The following is an 18,918-nucleotide window of genomic DNA, read 5'->3' as shown; positions in this document are numbered from 1 at the left end:
AGCCGGTGTACCAAGTATAGTATTTTTCATCTTTTAAATCTTTGGTAGTAATTATGGCGCATATATTCAGAACTCTAGAAATTATAATTACCATTCAGAAGTACATTTATAAAAGTTCCATAAAAAATTATGTCGTTTTATAATCGGCCAAGTTTGTCGGTCCTTCTAATAAAAAGCGATCTATTTTTAATGTGCCGTTGTCGGTGGTTACAATTTGCCATTTTATAAGTGAAATAGCTCCATTTTCAATTTCTAGACCTGTAATACTTCTTGGGTGGACACAACTACCATCATTAAAAAAAGCAATGTCACCTGGCTCAGGAAAACGCGGTCTGTGCGTGTGTCCAACAATGGTAATTTGATTGTTGTTTTCAATAATCCATTTTTTTGTGCGTCGTTCTACTTTAATAAGCTCTTTGTAGTTTTTAGCTGGTGTTGTTGGATCGGCAATACCCATAACATTTAGTGGCTTCCATAAGATACGAACTAAAAAACGACTCCATTTCCAAAACGTATAATTCCACCAATCGGCTTGATGACCATGGGTTAAAAATAAGTTTTGGTTGGTTTCTGTATGGTTTAAAATGATGGCTTCATGATATTGAATACCACAAAATAAATCTTCATCATTTCCTGTTTTAGGATCAAAAAAAGTAGATAAATGCTTTTCAACATATTTAGGGTCACGATACACCATATCGTGGTTGCCCCAAATCATGTGTAGACGATTTTCATCGTGAAATTGCTTCATCAACATATACACATTCTTGTGTGCATAAAAGATAGATTCAAAGGACAGATTTTCCCACAACTCATCTCCATCTCCAATTTCACAATACTGAAATCCTTCATTATAATAATGCTTTAGGGCATGAAAATAAATGTTGCGATTGTTGGCGAAATCATCCGCAAAACTATTATCACCTCTGTGGCAATCGCTAAATAGTATAAGCTTACTAGAATCATCAAAGTTGATAATTTTAGCATTTTTGAAAGCGCGATCTAATCTCGATTTTGAAGACATGTATATTCTTTGTTCGACTAATTTAAACAAAAAATGCTTCCCAATAATGAGAAGCATTTTTATGAATTCTAGTTTATAGCCATTAGGCCTTTAAAAAGACCTGAAATTATAGGTTTTAAATTCTATTTAAAAGCATTTAAACCTGTGACATCTAAACCTGTAATTAATAGGTGTATATCGTGAGTACCTTCATAAGTAACAACACTTTCAAGGTTCATCATATGACGCATAATACTGTATTCGCCAGAGATTCCCATACCACCTAACATTTGTCTAGCATCACGAGCTATGGTAAGCGCCATATCTACATTGTTACGTTTTGCCATAGAAATTTGAGCAGATGTCGCTGTTCCGTTTTCACGCATCACACCTAAACGCCATGCTAATAATTGGGCTTTGGTGATTTCGGTAATCATCTCAGCTAATTTCTTTTGTTGTAATTGAAATTGTCCTATAGGCTTTCCAAATTGCATACGTTCTTTACTGTAACGTAAGGCTGTATCGTAGCAATCCATAGCAGCTCCAATGGCTCCCCAAGCAATACCAAAACGTGCCGAATCTAAACAACCTAATGGTGCTCCCAATCCAGATTTGTTAGGTAATAAATTTTCTTTAGGCACTTTTACATTATCAAAAATAAGTTCTCCAGTGGCAGAAGCTCTAAGTGACCATTTATTATGTGTTTCTGGTGTAGAAAAACCTTCCATACCACGTTCTACAATAAGTCCATGAATTCGTCCTTCTTCATTTTTAGCCCAAACTACGGCTACATTACAAAAAGGCGAATTACTAATCCACATTTTAGCACCATTTAAAAGGTAATGGTCTCCCATATCTTTAAAATTAGTCACCATACCTCCTGGGTTAGAGCCATGATCTGGTTCGGTAAGTCCAAAAGAACCAATCCATTCACCAGAAGCTAACTTTGGTAAGTATTTTTGACGTTGTTCTTCGTTACCATATTTCCAAATAGGATACATTACTAAAGACGATTGCACAGATGCTGTACTACGTACACCTGAATCTCCACGTTCAATTTCTTGCATTATTAAGCCATAAGAAATTTGGTCTAAACCAGCTCCTCCATACTCTTCAGGGATGTAAGGGCCAAAGGCACCTATTTCAGCTAGTCCTTTAACGATTTGTGTAGGAAACTCTGCTTTTTGAGCGTAGTCTTCTATAATTGGAGACACATCGCGTTTTACCCATTCTCTGGCTGCATCGCGTACTAACTTGTGCTCTTCTGTAAGTAATTCATCAAGATTGTAATAATCTGGTGCTTCGAATAAATCTGGTTTCATTCTAATTTTGATATTTATAACTTCTAATTTTGAGAATTTACCAAAATAGAAGGTGTTATTTTATAAGTTTAACAAAAGTAACGAAAACGATAGCATTGCCCAACAATAGATTTACATTTTCAGATAAAAATCTTTAGTGAGATTAATATAGTCTTCTGTGTATTGGTGTCGTGATGTTTCTATAATTAAATTTGAAGTTTGTTTCGCTGTATTTTGAAAAGAAAATTCTAACAAACTGCGTTTAATTTCTGTATCCGGATTGCCTTTTACATGAAGAGATCGATTCAGGAATAAACCTGCGTTTGAGGCTAAATCAATAATATTTGCTTCTTCTTTATACGGAATGATAACAGAAAAAACACCTGTTTCTGATAATAAGTTTACAGCAGCAAATATTAAATGTTCAAAAGGCATAGCATCGTTAAAGCGGGCTAAATCTCTTGTTTTATTGTCGGTTTTGTAGTCTTCGGAATAGAAGGGAGGATTGCAAATAATTAAATCAAATTCGTCCTCAATTTCTTCTACAAATTCTAAAAGCGAAGCATGGTAACAAAATAGACGGTCTGCCCAAGCAGAATTTTCAAAATTTTCAGAACACTGCTCATAGGCTTCAGCATCAATTTCTAAAGCTTCAATATTTTCAGCATGACTTCTTTGCGCTATCATTAGAGATAAAATACCTGTTCCTGCTCCAATATCTAAGACAGAAAACGGATTATGATCAATAGAAGCCCAAGCGCCAAGCAATACTCCATCTGTGCCAATTTTCATGGCACAACGATCTTGATGGACTGTGAATTCTTTAAATTTAAAAGGCAGCGAACTCATTAGTCTTCAAGATATAAATCAATGAGTCCTTCAGGTGTATTAACTTCTATCGTTTTGTGTTTTCGATCTACTTTACCAATAAACTCATCGTTCATAGGGATTAAGATTTCAACACCATCTCTATCAATTTCAAATAAAGCCTGTGCCGTAGAATCATTAATACCTTTTAAGATACCAACATCCCCAAAGTTTTTATCCTTAACGGTAAAACCAATTACTTCATGAAAATAAAACTTATCTCCATCGAGTTTTGGGAGCAGATCTAGTGGTAGGTATAATTCTGTTTTTATTAATGCATCTGCATCTGCTTCTGTATCTACATCTTCAAATTTTAAGCGTAATAAATCTGATTTGTGTAATTGTGAAGCTTCAATAAAAAAAGGTACTAGATTACCTCTTAAATCTATAAAAACAGCATCTAAATTATCGTATAAGTCAGGTTCGTCTGTATCAAGTTTAGCTAAAAGTTCACCTTTAAAGCTGTATTTTTTTACAATTTTACCTAAATAAAAACAATCTTCTTTTTTCATGACAAATTTTATTTGTCATCCTGAATTAGTTTCAGGATCTCAATTAATATTAGTAAATATCTGGTTTTTTTAACAGGATTTATTCAATTGAGTATTTATTCGGTATAAAATACATAATTGAACAAAAAAACCCAGACTATTATAGTCTGGGTTTAAAAGTATAAAATAAATTTTTTACTCTTCTTCGTTAGAAGCTGTTGTTTCTTCGGTTGCAACATCTTCTGCTACTTCTTCAACAACTGGTGCAGCTGCAGCGATACGTGCTTCATTTACTGCTTTTTCAGCTTCAAGTGCTTTAGCTTTAGCATCAGCATCTGCTTTAGATAAACCATCAGATTTAGCTTGTACTTTAGAAGCTTTTTCTTCTAACCAAGCGTTGAATTTTGCTTCAGCTTGCTCTTCAGTTAATGCTCCTTTTCTAACACCACCAGCTAAATGATTTTTTAGCATAGCACCTTTATAAGATAAAATTGCTTTTGCAGTGTCAGTTGGTTGTGCACCATTTTGTAACCATGTTACAGCTCCGTCAACATCTAATTCGATAGTTGCAGGATTGGTGTTTGGATTGTAAGCCCCTAATTTCTCAAGGTATTTACCATCTCTTTTAGCGCGAGAATCCGCTGCTACGATCCAGTAATAAGGTTTTCCTTTCTTACCGTGTCTTTGTAATCTAATTTTTACAGGCATAATAATTAATTAGTGAGGTTCTCGACCTCTGTTATTAATGAGGGCGCAAAGATAATATATTTTTTTAATAATCAATACTTTAATTTAAGTGTTTATTGAGGTGTCCTTTAGAGATAAGATCATCAAAATTATGGAGTTAATAAGTTTAAAGATTAAATGCAGGACAATTCATTTTAACTAAAAGAACTCCACTTTAGCTAAAAGAAAAACTAAGTTGGGCATAGTATGAAAAAAAATTATACTTTTGATAATTCTGTTTCGTTATATTTGAAGCAAAGATTAAAAAAATTACTCTTTAAAAGATGAAAAAATTTACCCTTATAACTCTTGTTTTTTTAACATTATTTGGCTGTGGAGACGAAGTGCAGTTTAATTCACCTGCAATTCAGGGCTCTTATGATAATCAATTTTGGAGAGCAAAATCTTTCGGTGCTAGCATAGATGCAACAGGTGCCTTAACGATTAAAGGAATAAATAATGCTGAAACCTTAGAATTGTTTTTGCCTTCTGCATCAATTAATGTAGATGGATATATTTTAGGTGATGTAGAATCAATTGAAGCGAGATTTACGAAAGCAGATGGAACTGTATATTCTACTAACAATTCTAATGGAACATCTCCTGATTATGAGGATTATGGTGAAATAAGGCTTACAGAAATATTAAATAATACCTTTACAGGTACATTTCGTTTTAATGCCTATAGTGCTTCTGGTGATGTTGTCAATTTTACAGGATCTACTCATGATGTAGAACAATCTACGGGAGATCCTATCTATGGTGGAATATTCTATAAAGTACCTTTGTTATCGGGTTCTATTCCTACAAACCCTATCGTTTGTGCAGATGTTGAAGATTTGGCAAATGAAGCTGAAGGAGCATACGAAGCAGCAACTTCAAGTGATTTAGAATTTATAATTAAAGCAGATTTTGAAGCCGCTTGTAATAATTACATAGCAGCATTAAATGTTCAACGTAATTATTGTGGTGATCCAGATGGTTCTATACAAGAAATGATAGATAATTTAGGAAACTGTGTGATGTCTTGTGAAGATGCTATTCATAATGTTACTGAAGCAGAGTCGCAATATATTACTGCAACTATTGGTAACTTTAATGAAAAGTGTGCACAGTATTTATTCTACCTTCAAGAGCAAATTGAAATATGTGGAGATGCCGATGGAAGTATTCAGGAAGAAATTGATGCTTTAGATTGTGCAGATGATGATAATGATGGAGTACCAAATGTGTTTGAAGATTTTAACGGAGATGGTGATTTAACAAACGATGATACAGATGGAGATGGTATTCCTAACTATTTAGATGATGACGATGATGGTGATGGTGTTTTAACTATCGATGAAGCTAAAGATGAAGATGGAAATCCTATTGATACAGACGGAGATGGTGATGTGAATTATTTAGATAATGATGATGATGGCGATGGCTTATTCTCAAACTACGAAACTGGAGATACAGACGGAGATGGTGTACCAGATTATCTGGATAATGACGATGATGGTGATTCTATATTAACTTTAAACGAAAATGCAGATCCAAATGGTGATGGTAATCCTGATGATGCGGTTGATACCGATGGCAATGGAATACCAGATTATTTACAACCATAAATTAATTCTGATATAAAAATAGATAAGCGTTACTCGTTACGAGTGACGCTTTTTTTATGTTCAAAACTCTTTGTAATTTCATTTCAGAAAAGTACAAATTCTATGTAATTTTATAAGCTAACTTTTTGAAAACTATAATTGTAATTTTTGCTGATTATAAGCGTTTTATGCTTTAGTGTCCTTGCAGTAAAAACACACGATTTAATAATAAACGACAGAACAACGCATGTACTTAATATTCGATACAGAAACCACAGGATTACCAAAACGCTGGGATGCACCAATTACTGATACCGATAATTGGCCAAGATGTATTCAAATTGCTTGGCAATTGCATGATGGTATGGGGAATTGTATCGAGCATCAAGATTATTTGGTACAACCAGACGGGTTTAATATTCCTTATGATGCCGAAAAAATTCACGGCATTTCAACGGAATTAGCACAAGAACAAGGGGTGCCACTAGCTGAAGTTTTAGAAAAGTTTAATGCTGCTTTATCTAAAACGAAATTTGTTGTTGGTCAGAATGTAAAGTTCGATTTAAATATTATGGGTGCAGAATTTGTACGTGAAAACGTTACAAATCCACTTCAAGAATTACCTGTTTTAGATACCTGTACAGAACATACAGCAAGCTTATGTCAATTGCCAGGTGGACGTTACGGAAAGTTTAAATTACCAACCTTAACGGAGTTACATGAGTATTTGTTTAATAAGCCTTTTTCTGAAGCACACAACGCCACAGCCGATGTTGAAGCTACTACACGTTGTTTTTTAGAATTAATACGACGTAAACAATATACCAAGGAAGAGCTCGATGTCGAGCCAGAATATTTTGAGAAGTTTACGCAAGAAAATCCTGCAGAGATTCAACTTATTGGCTTAAAACATATCAATCTTAAGCGGGAAAGTGCAAAGATTAATGCACGTCTGCAAAAAGAACAAGCCACACCTGTAACCATTGATAAAGAAGCGGCATCACAAATTAAGGATGTCGATTTTGCGCATTTGCATAACCATTCGCAGTATTCCATTCTTCAATCAACAATTAGTGTGAAAGATCTCGTGGCTGCAGCAGCTAGAGAAGGCATGCCAGCCGTAGCTTTAACCGATCACGGAAACATGATGGGCGCCTTTCACTTTGTAACGGCTGTTTCCAATCATAATAAAGGAGTAAAAGCACAACACAAACAAGCAGAAGAAGCCGGATTAGAAAAGAAAGGTAAAATTATAAAACCAATTATTGGTTGTGAGTTTTTTGTATGTGAAAATCATGCAGACAAAACCAGAAAAGATAATGGCTATCAAATTGTATTGATGGCAAAAAATAAAAAAGGCTATCACAATTTAGCAAAATTGTCTTCGGCTGCCTTTACAGACGGGTTTTATTACGTCCCAAGAATTGATAAAAAACTGATAGAACAGTACAAAGAAGATTTAATCTGTTTAACAGGAAACCTCTATGGTGAAGTGCCAAGTAAGGTTTTAAATGTTGGAGAAAATCAGGCAGAAGAAGCCTTGTTATGGTGGAAAGAAACGTTTCAAGATGATTTGTATGTTGAAATAATGCGTCACAATCAAGAAGACGAAAACCGTGTAAATCCGGTATTGATTAAATTGGCAAAAAAGCATGATGTTAAATTGGTAGCAACCAATAATACCTATTATGTCGATCAAGAAAATGCCAATGCCCACGATATTTTATTGTGTGTAAAAGATGGAGAAAAACAGGCGACGCCAATTGGTCGTGGTCGTGGTTATCGTTACGGTTTGCCAAATCAGGAATATTACTTTAAGTCTACAGAAGAGATGAAAGCACTCTTTAGAGATGTGCCTGAGGCGATTGTGAATATTCAGGAAGTAGTCGATAAGATTGAGCCTTACGAATTAGCGCGAGATGTATTATTACCTGCTTTCGATATACCTGATGAATTTAAATTTGAAGAAGATTTAGTCGATAATGGCAAACGCGGTGAAAATGCCTTTTTACGACATTTAACGTATAAAGGAGCCAAAATTCGTTATGGTGAAATTACACCAAAAATTGAAGAACGTCTCGATTTTGAGTTAAGCGTTATTGAAAAAACAGGGTATCCAGGATATTTCTTAATTGTAGAAGATTTTATTCGCGAAGCTAGAAAAATGGACGTTTCCGTAGGACCTGGTCGTGGATCTGCAGCAGGTTCGGTGGTTGCCTATTGTTTGTGGATTACCAATATTGATCCGATTAAGTACGATTTACTTTTTGAGCGTTTCTTAAATCCAGATCGTGTAAGTATGCCTGATATTGATATCGATTTTGATGATGAAGGTCGAGGTCGTGTTATGCAATATGTAATTGATAAATATGGCGCCAATCAAGTTGCGCAAATTATTACTTACGGTACCATGGCGGCAAAATCGTCGATTAGAGATACAGCCAGAGTTTTAGATTTACCACTAAATGAAGCCGATCATATTGCCAAACTAATTCCGTTGATGTCTAAACTCGGAAAGATTTTTGGACTTTCGGAAAAGGAATTAGCAAGTAAATTTAGGGCTGAAGATTTAGAAAAAATTAATGAACTGCTTAATATTTCTGATGGTGACGACCTACAAGCCGAAACCATTAACCAAGCTAGAATCTTAGAAGGCTCGGTTCGTAATACCGGAATTCACGCTTGTGGTGTAATTATAACACCAAGTGATATTACCAATTATGTACCAGTATCCTTAGCAAAGGATTCTGATTTGTATGTGACCCAATTTGATAACTCTGTTGTTGAGGATGCCGGATTGTTGAAGATGGATTTCTTGGGATTAAAAACCTTGACCTTAATTAAGGACACGGTAAAAATTGTAAAAGCCAAGCATGGTATCTTGCTCGATCCAGAGAATTTTCCTTTGGATGACGTCAAAACATACGAATTATTCCAACGCGGTGAAACAGTTGGTGTATTCCAGTATGAATCGCCTGGCATGCAAAAACACATGAAGAATCTAAAGCCAACGGTTTTTGATGATTTAATTGCCATGAACGCCTTGTATCGTCCTGGTCCAATGGAATATATTCCAAGTTTCATTGCACGTAAACATGGTGATGAAGAGATTGTGTACGATTTACCAGAAATGGAAGAGTACCTTAAAGAAACTTACGGAATTACAGTTTACCAAGAGCAAGTAATGCTACTGTCTCAAAAATTGGCCGATTTTACTAAAGGTGAAGCCGATGTCTTGAGGAAAGCCATGGGTAAAAAGCAGATTGCGGTTTTGGATAAAATGAAACCAAAATTCATTGAGCAAGCTGGTGCTAAAGGTTTAGACAAAACAAAACTAGAGAAAATCTGGAAGGATTGGGAAGCCTTTGCGAGTTACGCCTTTAACAAGTCGCACTCTACATGTTATGCTTGGATTGCGTACCAAACCGCCTATTTAAAAGCGCATTATCCAGCAGAATACATGGCTGCTGTACTGTCTAATAATATGAACGATATTAAATCTGTAACCTTCTTTATGGAAGAGTGTAAACGGATGCGATTACCGGTTTTAGGTCCAGATGTTAATGAGAGTTTTTATAAGTTCTCGGTAAATAAAGATAATGCCGTTCGTTTTGGAATGGGAGCCATAAAAGGGGTTGGTCATGGAGCGGTTCAGACTATTGTAGAAAACAGAAAAGAAGGAGGACCTTATAAATCTATTTTCGATTTAGCTAAGCGTATCGATTTGCGAGCAGCCAACAAAAAAGCATTTGAAGGCCTTGCTAATGCTGGCGGATTTGATTGTTGGTCAGATACACATAGAGCACAATATTTTGCAGACGATGGTGATGGAATTACCTTTTTAGAAAAAGCGGTTAAATATGGTGCCAAACATCAGGAGAATGAAAACTCAGCTCAGGTCAGTTTGTTTGGTGAAGCTAGTGATGTGCAAATTGCAGAACCCGTTGTACCACCGTGTGAAGATTGGGGAACGATGGAGAAATTATCGCGAGAACGCGAAGTGGTTGGTATTTATATTTCAGGCCATCCCTTAGATGATTTTGCTATTGAAATGAAGACTTTTTGTAACGGAGTGGTGGCGCATTTTAATGATTTGGAAGCTATTGTAAATAAGGAAGTTACTTTTGGAGGTGTTGTTACAGATGTACAGCATCGTGTAAGTAAACAAGGTAAAGGTTGGGCTATTTTTACGATTGAAGATTATACCGACAGTTTTGAATTCAGAATTTTTGGAGAAGACTATTTAAAGTTTAGACACTTCTTTGTTATCAATTCTTTTGTTTATGTCAGAGCTTTTGTACGTGAAGGTTGGGTCAATAGAGATACTGGTAAAAAAGGAGAACCACGAATTCAGTTTAATAATTTTCAGTTGCTGCATGATGTGATGGATACTTATGCTAAAAAATTATCCATTCAATTAAATATTAGAGATTTAGAAAAGGAAACAGTTTCTGTGTTATATGACTTAATAAAATTCCATGAAGGCAATCAAACTCTAAATTTTGTAGTCTATGATAATGCTGAAAAGATAAAAGTGCAGATGCCAAGCCGAAAAAATAAAGTCAAAATTTCACAACAGCTGTTAAATAGTTTGAAGGAGCATGATATAATGTATAAGTTGAATTAGTATTTGAAATGAACACGAAAATGGAAGAATCTTTTTATTATTAAATCAATAAACTATAAAAGATTATTTGACGAAAAGGTTTTATCTATAAATCTAAATTTCGTTTTTCATGATTCCATTTTCGATTAATACATTAAATTTAAGAAATCTACAGTATTATTTGGAATATTCATTCCAATATATTTATATTTGCAACGTGAATAAAAAAGAGGCTATATTATCATCTGCACTTATACTGCTTACAGAGAAAGGAGTTCATAATACACCAATGTCTGCTATTGCAAAAGCTGCCGGGACAGGAATGGGAACAATTTATAACTATTTCCCTAACAAAGAGTCCTTAATCAATGAGATTTATGTAAATATAAAGGCCAAAGAAAAATCAGTGTTTTTAGATTTTGATGTAGAGCAACCAATAAAAACACAATTTGAAAATTATCTAAGGTCTATTATTGATTTTTTTATTGCAAATCCTACTTATTTTAAATTTATGGAGCAATTACAAGCGTCTCCAATTATTACTAAAGAAAGTAGAGAAGAAGGAGGGAAATCTGTTGCTCCAGTTCATGAACTATTAGTTAAAGGTCAACAAGAGCGCATTATTAAAGCTATAGAATTAGACGAAATATTAATGTTTATTGGTGGTGCTGTTTTGGCTTATTTAAGATGGTATTTTCACCAATCAGAAACAAAAACGACATCCCTTAAAAATCAAACACAAATGGTTTGGGACGCCATTAAAGAATAAAAAAAATTTATCTAATAATTGGAATGAATATTCATTCCATAAAATAATAATTATGAAAAAAAATGTATTAATTACAGGAACATCAACAGGAGTAGGGTTTGAAGCTTCAATGCTATTTGCTAAGAATAATTATAAGGTTTATGCTACAATGCGAAACCTAAAAAAAGCTGACCAACTCAAAAAGAAAATAGAAGAAGAAAATTTGGATATTGAGTTACTTCCTTTAGATGTCACTAAAATTGACTCCATTACTTCTGCGGTTGAGACCATTATAGAAAAAGATGGTAAAATAGATGTGCTGGTTAATAATGCAGGAGCCGGATTTGCCAAAACAACTGAACAATCTACAGAAGATGAAATTAGATGGGTGACTGAAGTGAATTATCACGGAGTGGTATTCTGTACACAAGCAGTGCTGCCTTATATGAGAAAACAAAAGAGTGGTCAAATCATAAGTATTACGTCTGTTGGTGGTTTAGTAGGACAGCCATTTAACGAATTGTATTGTGGAGCAAAGTTTGCCGTAGAAGGTTTTATGGAAGGTTTAGCAACTTATGTCAGTGATGCTTTCAATATTAAAATCACTTGTGTAGAACCAGGAGGAATTGCTACAGAATTTATGACGTCTGCCATCGAAAAAACCGCTGTTGAAGGTCAATTTGCAACAGGAGAATACCAACCAATCTTTGAACGATATATGGCAGGAAATCAAAAACGAGCAAATGAAAGTGAAAATCAAGTGTATCAAACAGGAGCTGAGGTTGCAGAAGTGGTTTTAAATGTCGCACAGCATGAACAGCCACCACTGCGAATTAGAACCTCAAAATGGGCTGAAGATTTTTGTGAACTAAAAACGCAAGCCGATCCAGATGGCACTAAGATTGTTAATCAGTTAAAGGCAAGTTTTTTATAAGCAATTCGTATGAAAACAATATACTGGATATCTACAGGCATCATTTCTGCATTTCTATTGTTAAGTTCGTATTCTTATCTATTTAGTAAAAGTACTATAGATGGTATTAAAGCATTGGGTTTTCCTGACTATTTTAGGATAGAGTTGGCAGTACTAAAAAGTATAGCAGCCATTATATTAGTACTGCCATTTGTATCCTCGCAGTTAAAAGAATGGACTTATGCTGGCGTTGGATTATTCCTAGTAACGGCATTAGTTGCACATGTTAAGCATAAGGATTCCATCTTTATAATGTTATTGCTCTTTGTTTTAATGGGGATTTTAATAGTTTCAAATATTTATATGCATAAATATCTAAAATAAATACGATGGTAATAATGCATACAAAAATAACGGTTGAGCTATTCAAACGATATTAAATTTTATACATTTATGGTCAGGGCCAAGCCTAAAAATTAGTGCATCATATGTTATTCGAAAACCCATTATTTTTAATTCCATTTAGTAGTGGTCTCATCTTTTGTATCGTAGGATGTTTTATGTACAAATTTCCACCAAAGAAGATCAATAGCATCTATGGCTATAGAACAGCAAGCTCTATGAAAAATCAACTGAGATGGGATTTTGCACAACTATATGCCTCCAAACAAATGATAAAGTACGGACTGCTACTTTCAGTGGTTGGACTCATAGGTCTGGTATATCAACCCACTGAAGGGATTTCTACAATTTTAGGTCTGGGTTTAATGATTGTAATGGTTATTCTATTGATTTTTAGAGTTGAGAATAAGATAAAAGAAAGGTTTCAAGATACAGAATGAATGACATCCCAATACATTTAAAAGCCATTTGATGGCGTTTTAAAACGAAGATAGTTCTCTAATGCATGTGTTTTTTTGATTGTAATAAATAAAATAGACAGACTTGTCTGTTTTTAAAAATAATTGATATATTTGCATCATGAAACATGCCGAAGTAAAACATAGAATTATAGAAACGGCCTCATTTTTATTTTATAAGAATGGGTATAATTCTACAGGTATTAATCAAATTATTGCCGAAGCAGGCATTGCTAAGGCAACCCTTTACAATCATTTTAAATCTAAAGAAGCGATTTGTCTGGCATATCTTCAATATAAGAATAGCCATTTTCTAGAGAATTTAAAAAATTTCACAAGGTCAAAACCCAAAGGAAAAGGACAGATTTTAGCCCTATTCGATTTCCTTCAACTGTTTTATCAGGACAAAGATTTTAATGGCTGTTGGTGTATAAAAACGGTTTCAGAAATTCCAAAAGAGAATGAGATCATTCGAAATGAAATTCAATCTCAAAAAAATGATTTTATTACACGTATCGCAACACTAATCACAAACAATTTAGAAGATATTAAAAGTGAAGAAGTAAATTCACTAGCAAGACAAATTTACTTACTCTATGAAAGTGCTGTTGGAGAAAGCCACCTACATCAAGAAGACTGGCCTATTCTTGAGTCTAAAAATTTATGTAAAAAAATAATCGTTTAAAAAAATTTGAATATAAAAAGACAGACTTGTCTGTCTGTAATCAGTAATTAAATAAAAATGCAATGAAAGAATTTGAAAACAAAGTAGCCTTAGTTGTTGGCGGCACAAGTGGAATAGGTAATGCAACTGCAAATGCCTTATTAGAAGGAGGAGCAACAGTACATGTTGTAGGGAGAAATACCGACAAAATTGCCGATGCACCAAATTTGGTTAAACACACGGCAAACATCTCTAACACGACTGAAGTAGACGCTTTAATCGCAAAAATAGATGGTTTAGATAACTTAGACTATTTGGTAAACGCCTCAGGAATTTTTGGTCCTAAACCTTTTTTAGATCATACGATGGAAGATTATAATTCGTATTTAGATTTAAACAGAGGCTTCTTTTTTATCACACAAAGTGCTGCTAAAAAGATGAAAGCAACTCAAGGTGGTGCTATCGTCAATGTAGGTTCTATGTGGGCAAAACAAGCTGTTAAAGCAACACCATCTACAGCCTATTCTATGCAAAAAGCAGGTTTACATTCGCTAACACAACATTTAGCGATGGAATTAGCAGAAGATAATATTCGCGTCAATGCCGTGTCTCCGGCTTTAGTAAATACTCCTGTGTATCACGGTGTTTTTGGAGGTGAAGACGCAGCTAAAGAAGCATTGGTTGGCTTTAATGGGTTTCATCCTATAGGTCGTTTTGGTGAATCGGAAGATGTTGCCAATAGTATTGTATTCTTATTGTCAGACAAAGCGGCTTGGGTAACAGGTGCGATTTGGGATACCGATGGTGGTGTTATGGCTGGTAGAAATTAAAAGCATACAATAATTACTAAGTCATAACTTATTTCTATTTAGGTTATGACTTTTCTATTCCTTAAGTCTCAAAATACTTTTGATGCTTAAATTAGACGAAATATAACATGAAGCAATTTGTAATAATTTTATTAGTATCATTAGCCTCATTGGGCTGTGAGACTAAATCAGGCGACACTAAAAAACAGTTCTTTTTACCACCAGCGACGACTTATAATTATGTAACCATTGATAGTGTAAAACTGTTTTATAGAGAAGCAGGAGACAAAAATAACCCAACCATAGTTTTATTGCATGGTTATCCCTCGTCCTCACATTCGTATAGAAACCTTATTCCTATGTTGGCAACACATTACCATGTTGTAGCACCAGACAATTTAGGGTCGGGTTACAGTACCCATTTAGATCCCACAACGACAACATACACTTTTGATCTATTGGCAGATTATACGCAGCAGTTAATGGATACGCTTCAAATTAAAAGCTATGTGATGTATATGCAAGATTTTGGAGCTCCTGTGGGCTATCGCATGATGATGAAAAATCCAAAACGCATTCAAGCTTTAATTGTTCAGAATGCGAATGCGTATTTAGACGGTTTAACGCCTCAACGACAAGATTTTTTTAGAACGGCACAAACAGATACGTCAGAAGCCAAATACAAATTTTTATATCGTTTAACAGGTAAAGATGCTATAATAAACCAGCAGTATTTGTTTGATTTAGAGGCTTCAAATAGCAATATACAAAGTCCGGATGCGTGGACACATGATTTGGCATTTCTAAAATCTGAAAGTGATAGAGAAATTCAGGTACAGCTCTTTCAAGATTACAATACCAATTTAATTCGGTATCCGAAATGGCAAACCATGTTAAGCGAACAGCAACCAAAAACCCTAATTGTTTGGGGAAAAAAGGATTTGAAATTTAACGCGGATGGTGCGAAGGCTTATTTAAGAGATTTACCCAATGCGGAGTTACACCTATTGGATGCTGGGCATTTTGCTGCAGAAGAAAAAACAAGAGATATCGCAAAGCTGATTTTAGAATTTTTGTCTAAGAATGCTATAGAATAACAATTTATATAGATTTGACTTAAAGCTTAATAAATACGCAGAATTTGCGCAAAGGATGGTAGCGGCATCCTTTTTTGCCATTAAAAGCAAAAAAGATATAGCGGACAGCCTGGTTTATGCGCCCAAAAAAGTGCATATATAAGTCGTCTATGTGGCTATAACCAAAACATATACAGCCATTGTAAGGTTTGCCAAATATTTTGACTAATTTTGCAGTTGCACCAATAGAAAGGTGCTTCAAAAACGAATTACAAAACAATTAAAAATAAATATTATGGCATTAGAAATAACAGATGCAAATTTTGAAGAGACAGTATTAAAAAGTGATAAACCAGTAGTAGTTGATTTTTGGGCTGCTTGGTGTGGACCTTGTCGTATGGTTGGACCAATCATTGATGAAATTAGCACAGAATACGAAGGTAAAGCTGTAGTTGGTAAAGTAGATGTTGATGCAAACCAAGAATTTGCTGCTAAGTATGGTGTTAGAAACATACCTACAGTATTGGTTTTTCAAGGAGGTGAAGTTGTTGGTCGCCAAGTTGGAGTTGCACCTAAAAAAGCTTATTCAGACGCTATCGACGCCCTTTTGTAATCGATACCAAATAAGATGTTTAATCCTAAAAATAGACCATATCATTTTTAGGATTAAACATTAAATTCTTTCTTCTTTTTAGTAGGGTTTTTTATAATTGATTTATTTTTATAAAAATTATTCTTAATCCTATACCATGATTTCTAAAATCACTCTTTTTAATATTTTATGTTTTCTGGCTTGTTGGTTTGGGAATGCTCAAATTGCTTCAGTTGAAGCTATTCAAAACGCTCTAGATTCTGCCGTAGAAGGCTCTGTTATTACCATTGAAAATGGAACCTATAGTAATGGTGATTTTTCTATTGAAGCCAATGGATCTTTTTCCAACCGTATAATTATACAAGCAGAAACACCAGGCGGAGTTATATTTGATAACTGCCGTATTAAAATGGGTGGTTCTTATATTACTTTAACAGGAATTATTTTTACAGGAACGTACACGTTTAGCCAATTTGGTGCCAATTCGTATGTAATTTCGTTTAAAAATGTTTCCGAATGTTCTCATTGTAAAGTCTCACAGGTTAAAATAGATGATTATAATCCACCATCAAATACCAGTGATTTTAGATGGATTAGAGTTTATGGCCAAGACAATGAAATTAGTTATAACACTTTAATCAATAAAGATTGTTTGGGTTCTATGATTTTTAATCAAAGAACAACTGGTATTGAAGACCGAATGAAAATTCATCATAACTATTTTGCCTATAGAAATCAAGTGGGCCTAGCAGATGAATATAACGATGTGGATGTAATTAGAATTGGTGATAGTAGTCAGTCCTTATCCGATTCGTCGTCTGAAGTTTATGATAATTATTTTTATGAAGTCAAAGGTGGTGAACCTGAAATTATTGCTAATAAAAGCGGAAATAACCAATATTACAGAAATACATTTGAAAATTATTTAGGAGCATTATCACTAAGACATGGTAATGGCTGTTCGGTTTATAATAACTTCTTTTTAAATGATGGTAAAACCGCGTCTTATTTTAATGGAGGAATTCGTGTTATTGGCGAAGATCATCGTATTTATAACAATTACATACAAGGCACAAACGCTACCAAACAAAATTCATCGAGTAAAAGTGGAGCGCTTGGAGCTATAAACATTTCGGCTACACAAGCCAATAACGATCAGCTGAATGGTTATGGTCCTATTCATAATCTAATGGTGGTTAATAATACAATTGTAGATTGTGATTTAGGACTTCGTATAGGAGTAGATTCAGGAGGCTCTGGTCAAAATGTCGCACCAAATGATATTACCGTAGCAAATAATCTTATTGTAGATTGTGAGGTATATATTGAAACCGAAAGATCTGCAACCAATTCTGTTTTTGAAGGGAATATGTATGATTCAGGAACAGGAGATACGACTGAAGGTTTTACAATAGGTTCAGGTTTTTTAGATACCAATTTAAATGTTAACGGAGTATATTCAATAGTAGCTGCAAGTCCTGCCATTAATGGCTCTATAGGAACTTATGGCGAAACACTTTTTTCAAATGACGTTTTTGGAGGTCTAAGATCTGATGTTTATGATGTTGGTGCTCAGGAATATGGGGCTTCAATAACTCACAGACCTTTTAATCAAAGTGATGTTGGTGTAAGCGTAGGTTTTGGTGCATCTGAAGGCTCGCTTTTAATGGCTTCTGAGTCATTGTTAGTTTATGCGGGAGTTGGAGGTGATATTACAGTAGATATTTTTACAGAATCTGATACCAACTGGACACTAACAGAGAATCTATCTTGGATTACTTTAAGTGCTAATGCTGGTACAGGAGAAGGAAGTATTACGATAACAGCTTTAGACAATGTTAACGGAACGGATAGAGTAGGAACGATTACATTAGTTGGAAATAATGGAGCAAACCCTGTTGTAATCACAGTAACACAATCTGCAGAATCCTTTATTCCAGAAGAAATAGTTGTGGGTTCAGCTCTTGGAGTGGGAACAGAAACAGGAAAAGATAATGTCGCAACCGAGTTTGCTTATGACAATGTGTACCCCATTACAAGTGGTTATTACTGGTCTGCAAATCCTGCAGTTGGAGAAGCGTCCATAACGTTTGATTTATCATGTAATCATACGTTAACCGAAATAGGTGTCTACTTTTTAAAATCGGATGAGAGAACAACAAATTTTGATCTATCTATTGCTGTTGATGGCAGTGGTACATTTACACCTGTTTTAACCAATCAAAATAGTAGTATTGCGCCTATAACTACAGAACAATTGTTTAGCTTAGAAGATACAGTGGCACGCTACGTAAAAATAACCGGCAATGGTAATAGTTCTGCAACTTCAGATTGGGTAAGTATTATAGAGGTCAATATTTATGGAGAAACTGTTTGTAATGATAGTTTAAGTACTTCTGAATTAGAATACGATTTGAGTAATCAAATTCAGGTGTTTCCTGTTCCAGTAGGAAAAGAAGAATTGACGATTACATCTTCTAAAATTGAAATAGGAGTTTTTCAAATATTTAATAGTTTAGGGCAAAAAGTGATAGTGCGTAACGCGGGTAATTCAAAAAATGTTACCGTAAATGTCGCCTACTTAAAACAAGGAGTGTATTTTGTCGTTCTAGAAGGAATTGGTACTATAAAATTTGTGAAGTATTAATTCAGAAAATGAAGCATGATATT

The 18,918-nt window shown here is 34.5% G+C and carries 16 protein-coding genes; 11 read left to right on the top strand and 5 right to left on the bottom strand.

The features are described from left to right. Nucleotides 1-127 precede the first annotated feature (127 nt). The 5 genes from ABD730_RS16175 to ABD730_RS16155 all read right to left on the bottom strand — a co-directional run bounded on the left by ABD730_RS16175 (nt 128) and on the right by ABD730_RS16155 (nt 4,370). Nucleotides 128-1,024, bottom strand: coding sequence for a metallophosphoesterase family protein (locus ABD730_RS16175; RefSeq protein ID WP_344715970.1), 897 nt, complete (start codon nt 1,022-1,024; stop codon nt 128-130). Between the two features lie 122 nt (nt 1,025-1,146). Beyond that, nucleotides 1,147-2,325, bottom strand: a complete 1,179-nt coding sequence (locus tag ABD730_RS16170; RefSeq protein WP_215926939.1) for an acyl-CoA dehydrogenase family protein — start codon at nt 2,323-2,325, stop codon at nt 1,147-1,149. Between the two features lie 111 nt (nt 2,326-2,436). Next, nucleotides 2,437-3,153, bottom strand: coding sequence for a tRNA1(Val) (adenine(37)-N6)-methyltransferase (locus tag ABD730_RS16165; protein WP_334465592.1), 717 nt, complete (start codon nt 3,151-3,153; stop codon nt 2,437-2,439). After that, nucleotides 3,153-3,683, bottom strand: a complete 531-nt coding sequence (gene rimM, locus ABD730_RS16160; protein ID WP_344715967.1) for a ribosome maturation factor RimM — start codon at nt 3,681-3,683, stop codon at nt 3,153-3,155. The genes ABD730_RS16165 and rimM overlap by 1 nt, the downstream gene beginning before the upstream one ends. Before the next feature lie 174 nt (nt 3,684-3,857). Further along, entirely contained in the window at nt 3,858-4,370 is a 513-nt protein-coding gene (locus tag ABD730_RS16155; RefSeq protein ID WP_215926945.1) for a 30S ribosomal protein S16, read from the bottom strand. Between the two features lie 302 nt (nt 4,371-4,672). Between ABD730_RS16155 and ABD730_RS16150 the strand changes: the two genes are divergently transcribed. The 11 genes from ABD730_RS16150 to ABD730_RS16100 all read left to right on the top strand — a co-directional run bounded on the left by ABD730_RS16150 (nt 4,673) and on the right by ABD730_RS16100 (nt 18,895). Beyond that, the gene (locus ABD730_RS16150; RefSeq protein ID WP_334465583.1) at nt 4,673-6,001 is read left to right on the top strand and encodes a DUF6252 domain-containing protein; all 1,329 of its coding nucleotides are present in this window, start codon (nt 4,673-4,675) and stop codon (nt 5,999-6,001) included. Between the two features lie 226 nt (nt 6,002-6,227). Further along, the gene (gene dnaE / locus ABD730_RS16145) at nt 6,228-10,607 is read left to right on the top strand and encodes a DNA polymerase III subunit alpha (RefSeq protein ID WP_334465579.1); all 4,380 of its coding nucleotides are present in this window, start codon (nt 6,228-6,230) and stop codon (nt 10,605-10,607) included. Nucleotides 10,608-10,716: 109 nt separating this feature from the next. Further along, nucleotides 10,717-11,355 (top strand): TetR/AcrR family transcriptional regulator, encoded by a 639-nt coding sequence (locus ABD730_RS16140; protein ID WP_344715965.1) that lies wholly within the window; start codon nt 10,717-10,719, stop codon nt 11,353-11,355. Nucleotides 11,356-11,407: 52 nt separating this feature from the next. Continuing rightward, complete coding sequence (locus tag ABD730_RS16135; protein WP_334465573.1) at nt 11,408-12,268, top strand: SDR family oxidoreductase; 861 nt, start codon at nt 11,408-11,410, stop codon at nt 12,266-12,268. Nucleotides 12,269-12,277: 9 nt separating this feature from the next. Further along, on the top strand, nt 12,278-12,631 hold the full coding sequence (locus ABD730_RS16130) for a DoxX family protein (RefSeq protein ID WP_344715963.1): 354 nt from the start codon (nt 12,278-12,280) through the stop codon (nt 12,629-12,631). Between the two features lie 104 nt (nt 12,632-12,735). Then, entirely contained in the window at nt 12,736-13,089 is a 354-nt protein-coding gene (locus ABD730_RS16125) for an SdpI family protein (protein WP_344715961.1), read from the top strand. Between the two features lie 139 nt (nt 13,090-13,228). Next, complete coding sequence (locus ABD730_RS16120) at nt 13,229-13,792, top strand: TetR/AcrR family transcriptional regulator (RefSeq protein WP_344715960.1); 564 nt, start codon at nt 13,229-13,231, stop codon at nt 13,790-13,792. 62 nt (nt 13,793-13,854) lie between these two features. Next, nucleotides 13,855-14,601, top strand: a complete 747-nt coding sequence (locus ABD730_RS16115) for an SDR family NAD(P)-dependent oxidoreductase (RefSeq protein WP_344715958.1) — start codon at nt 13,855-13,857, stop codon at nt 14,599-14,601. 107 nt (nt 14,602-14,708) lie between these two features. After that, nucleotides 14,709-15,677, top strand: coding sequence for an alpha/beta fold hydrolase (locus tag ABD730_RS16110; RefSeq protein WP_344715956.1), 969 nt, complete (start codon nt 14,709-14,711; stop codon nt 15,675-15,677). Nucleotides 15,678-15,951: 274 nt separating this feature from the next. Beyond that, complete coding sequence (trxA, locus tag ABD730_RS16105; RefSeq protein WP_020898224.1) at nt 15,952-16,269, top strand: thioredoxin; 318 nt, start codon at nt 15,952-15,954, stop codon at nt 16,267-16,269. 136 nt (nt 16,270-16,405) lie between these two features. Next, on the top strand, nt 16,406-18,895 hold the full coding sequence (locus tag ABD730_RS16100; protein ID WP_344715953.1) for a chondroitinase-B domain-containing protein: 2,490 nt from the start codon (nt 16,406-16,408) through the stop codon (nt 18,893-18,895). The last annotated feature ends 23 nt before the right edge of the window (nt 18,896-18,918 follow it).

The organism is Winogradskyella damuponensis (assembly GCF_039538385.1).
GTDB lineage: Bacteria > Bacteroidota > Bacteroidia > Flavobacteriales > Flavobacteriaceae > Winogradskyella > Winogradskyella damuponensis.
This window is presented reverse-complemented; position numbering and strand designations above follow the sequence as displayed.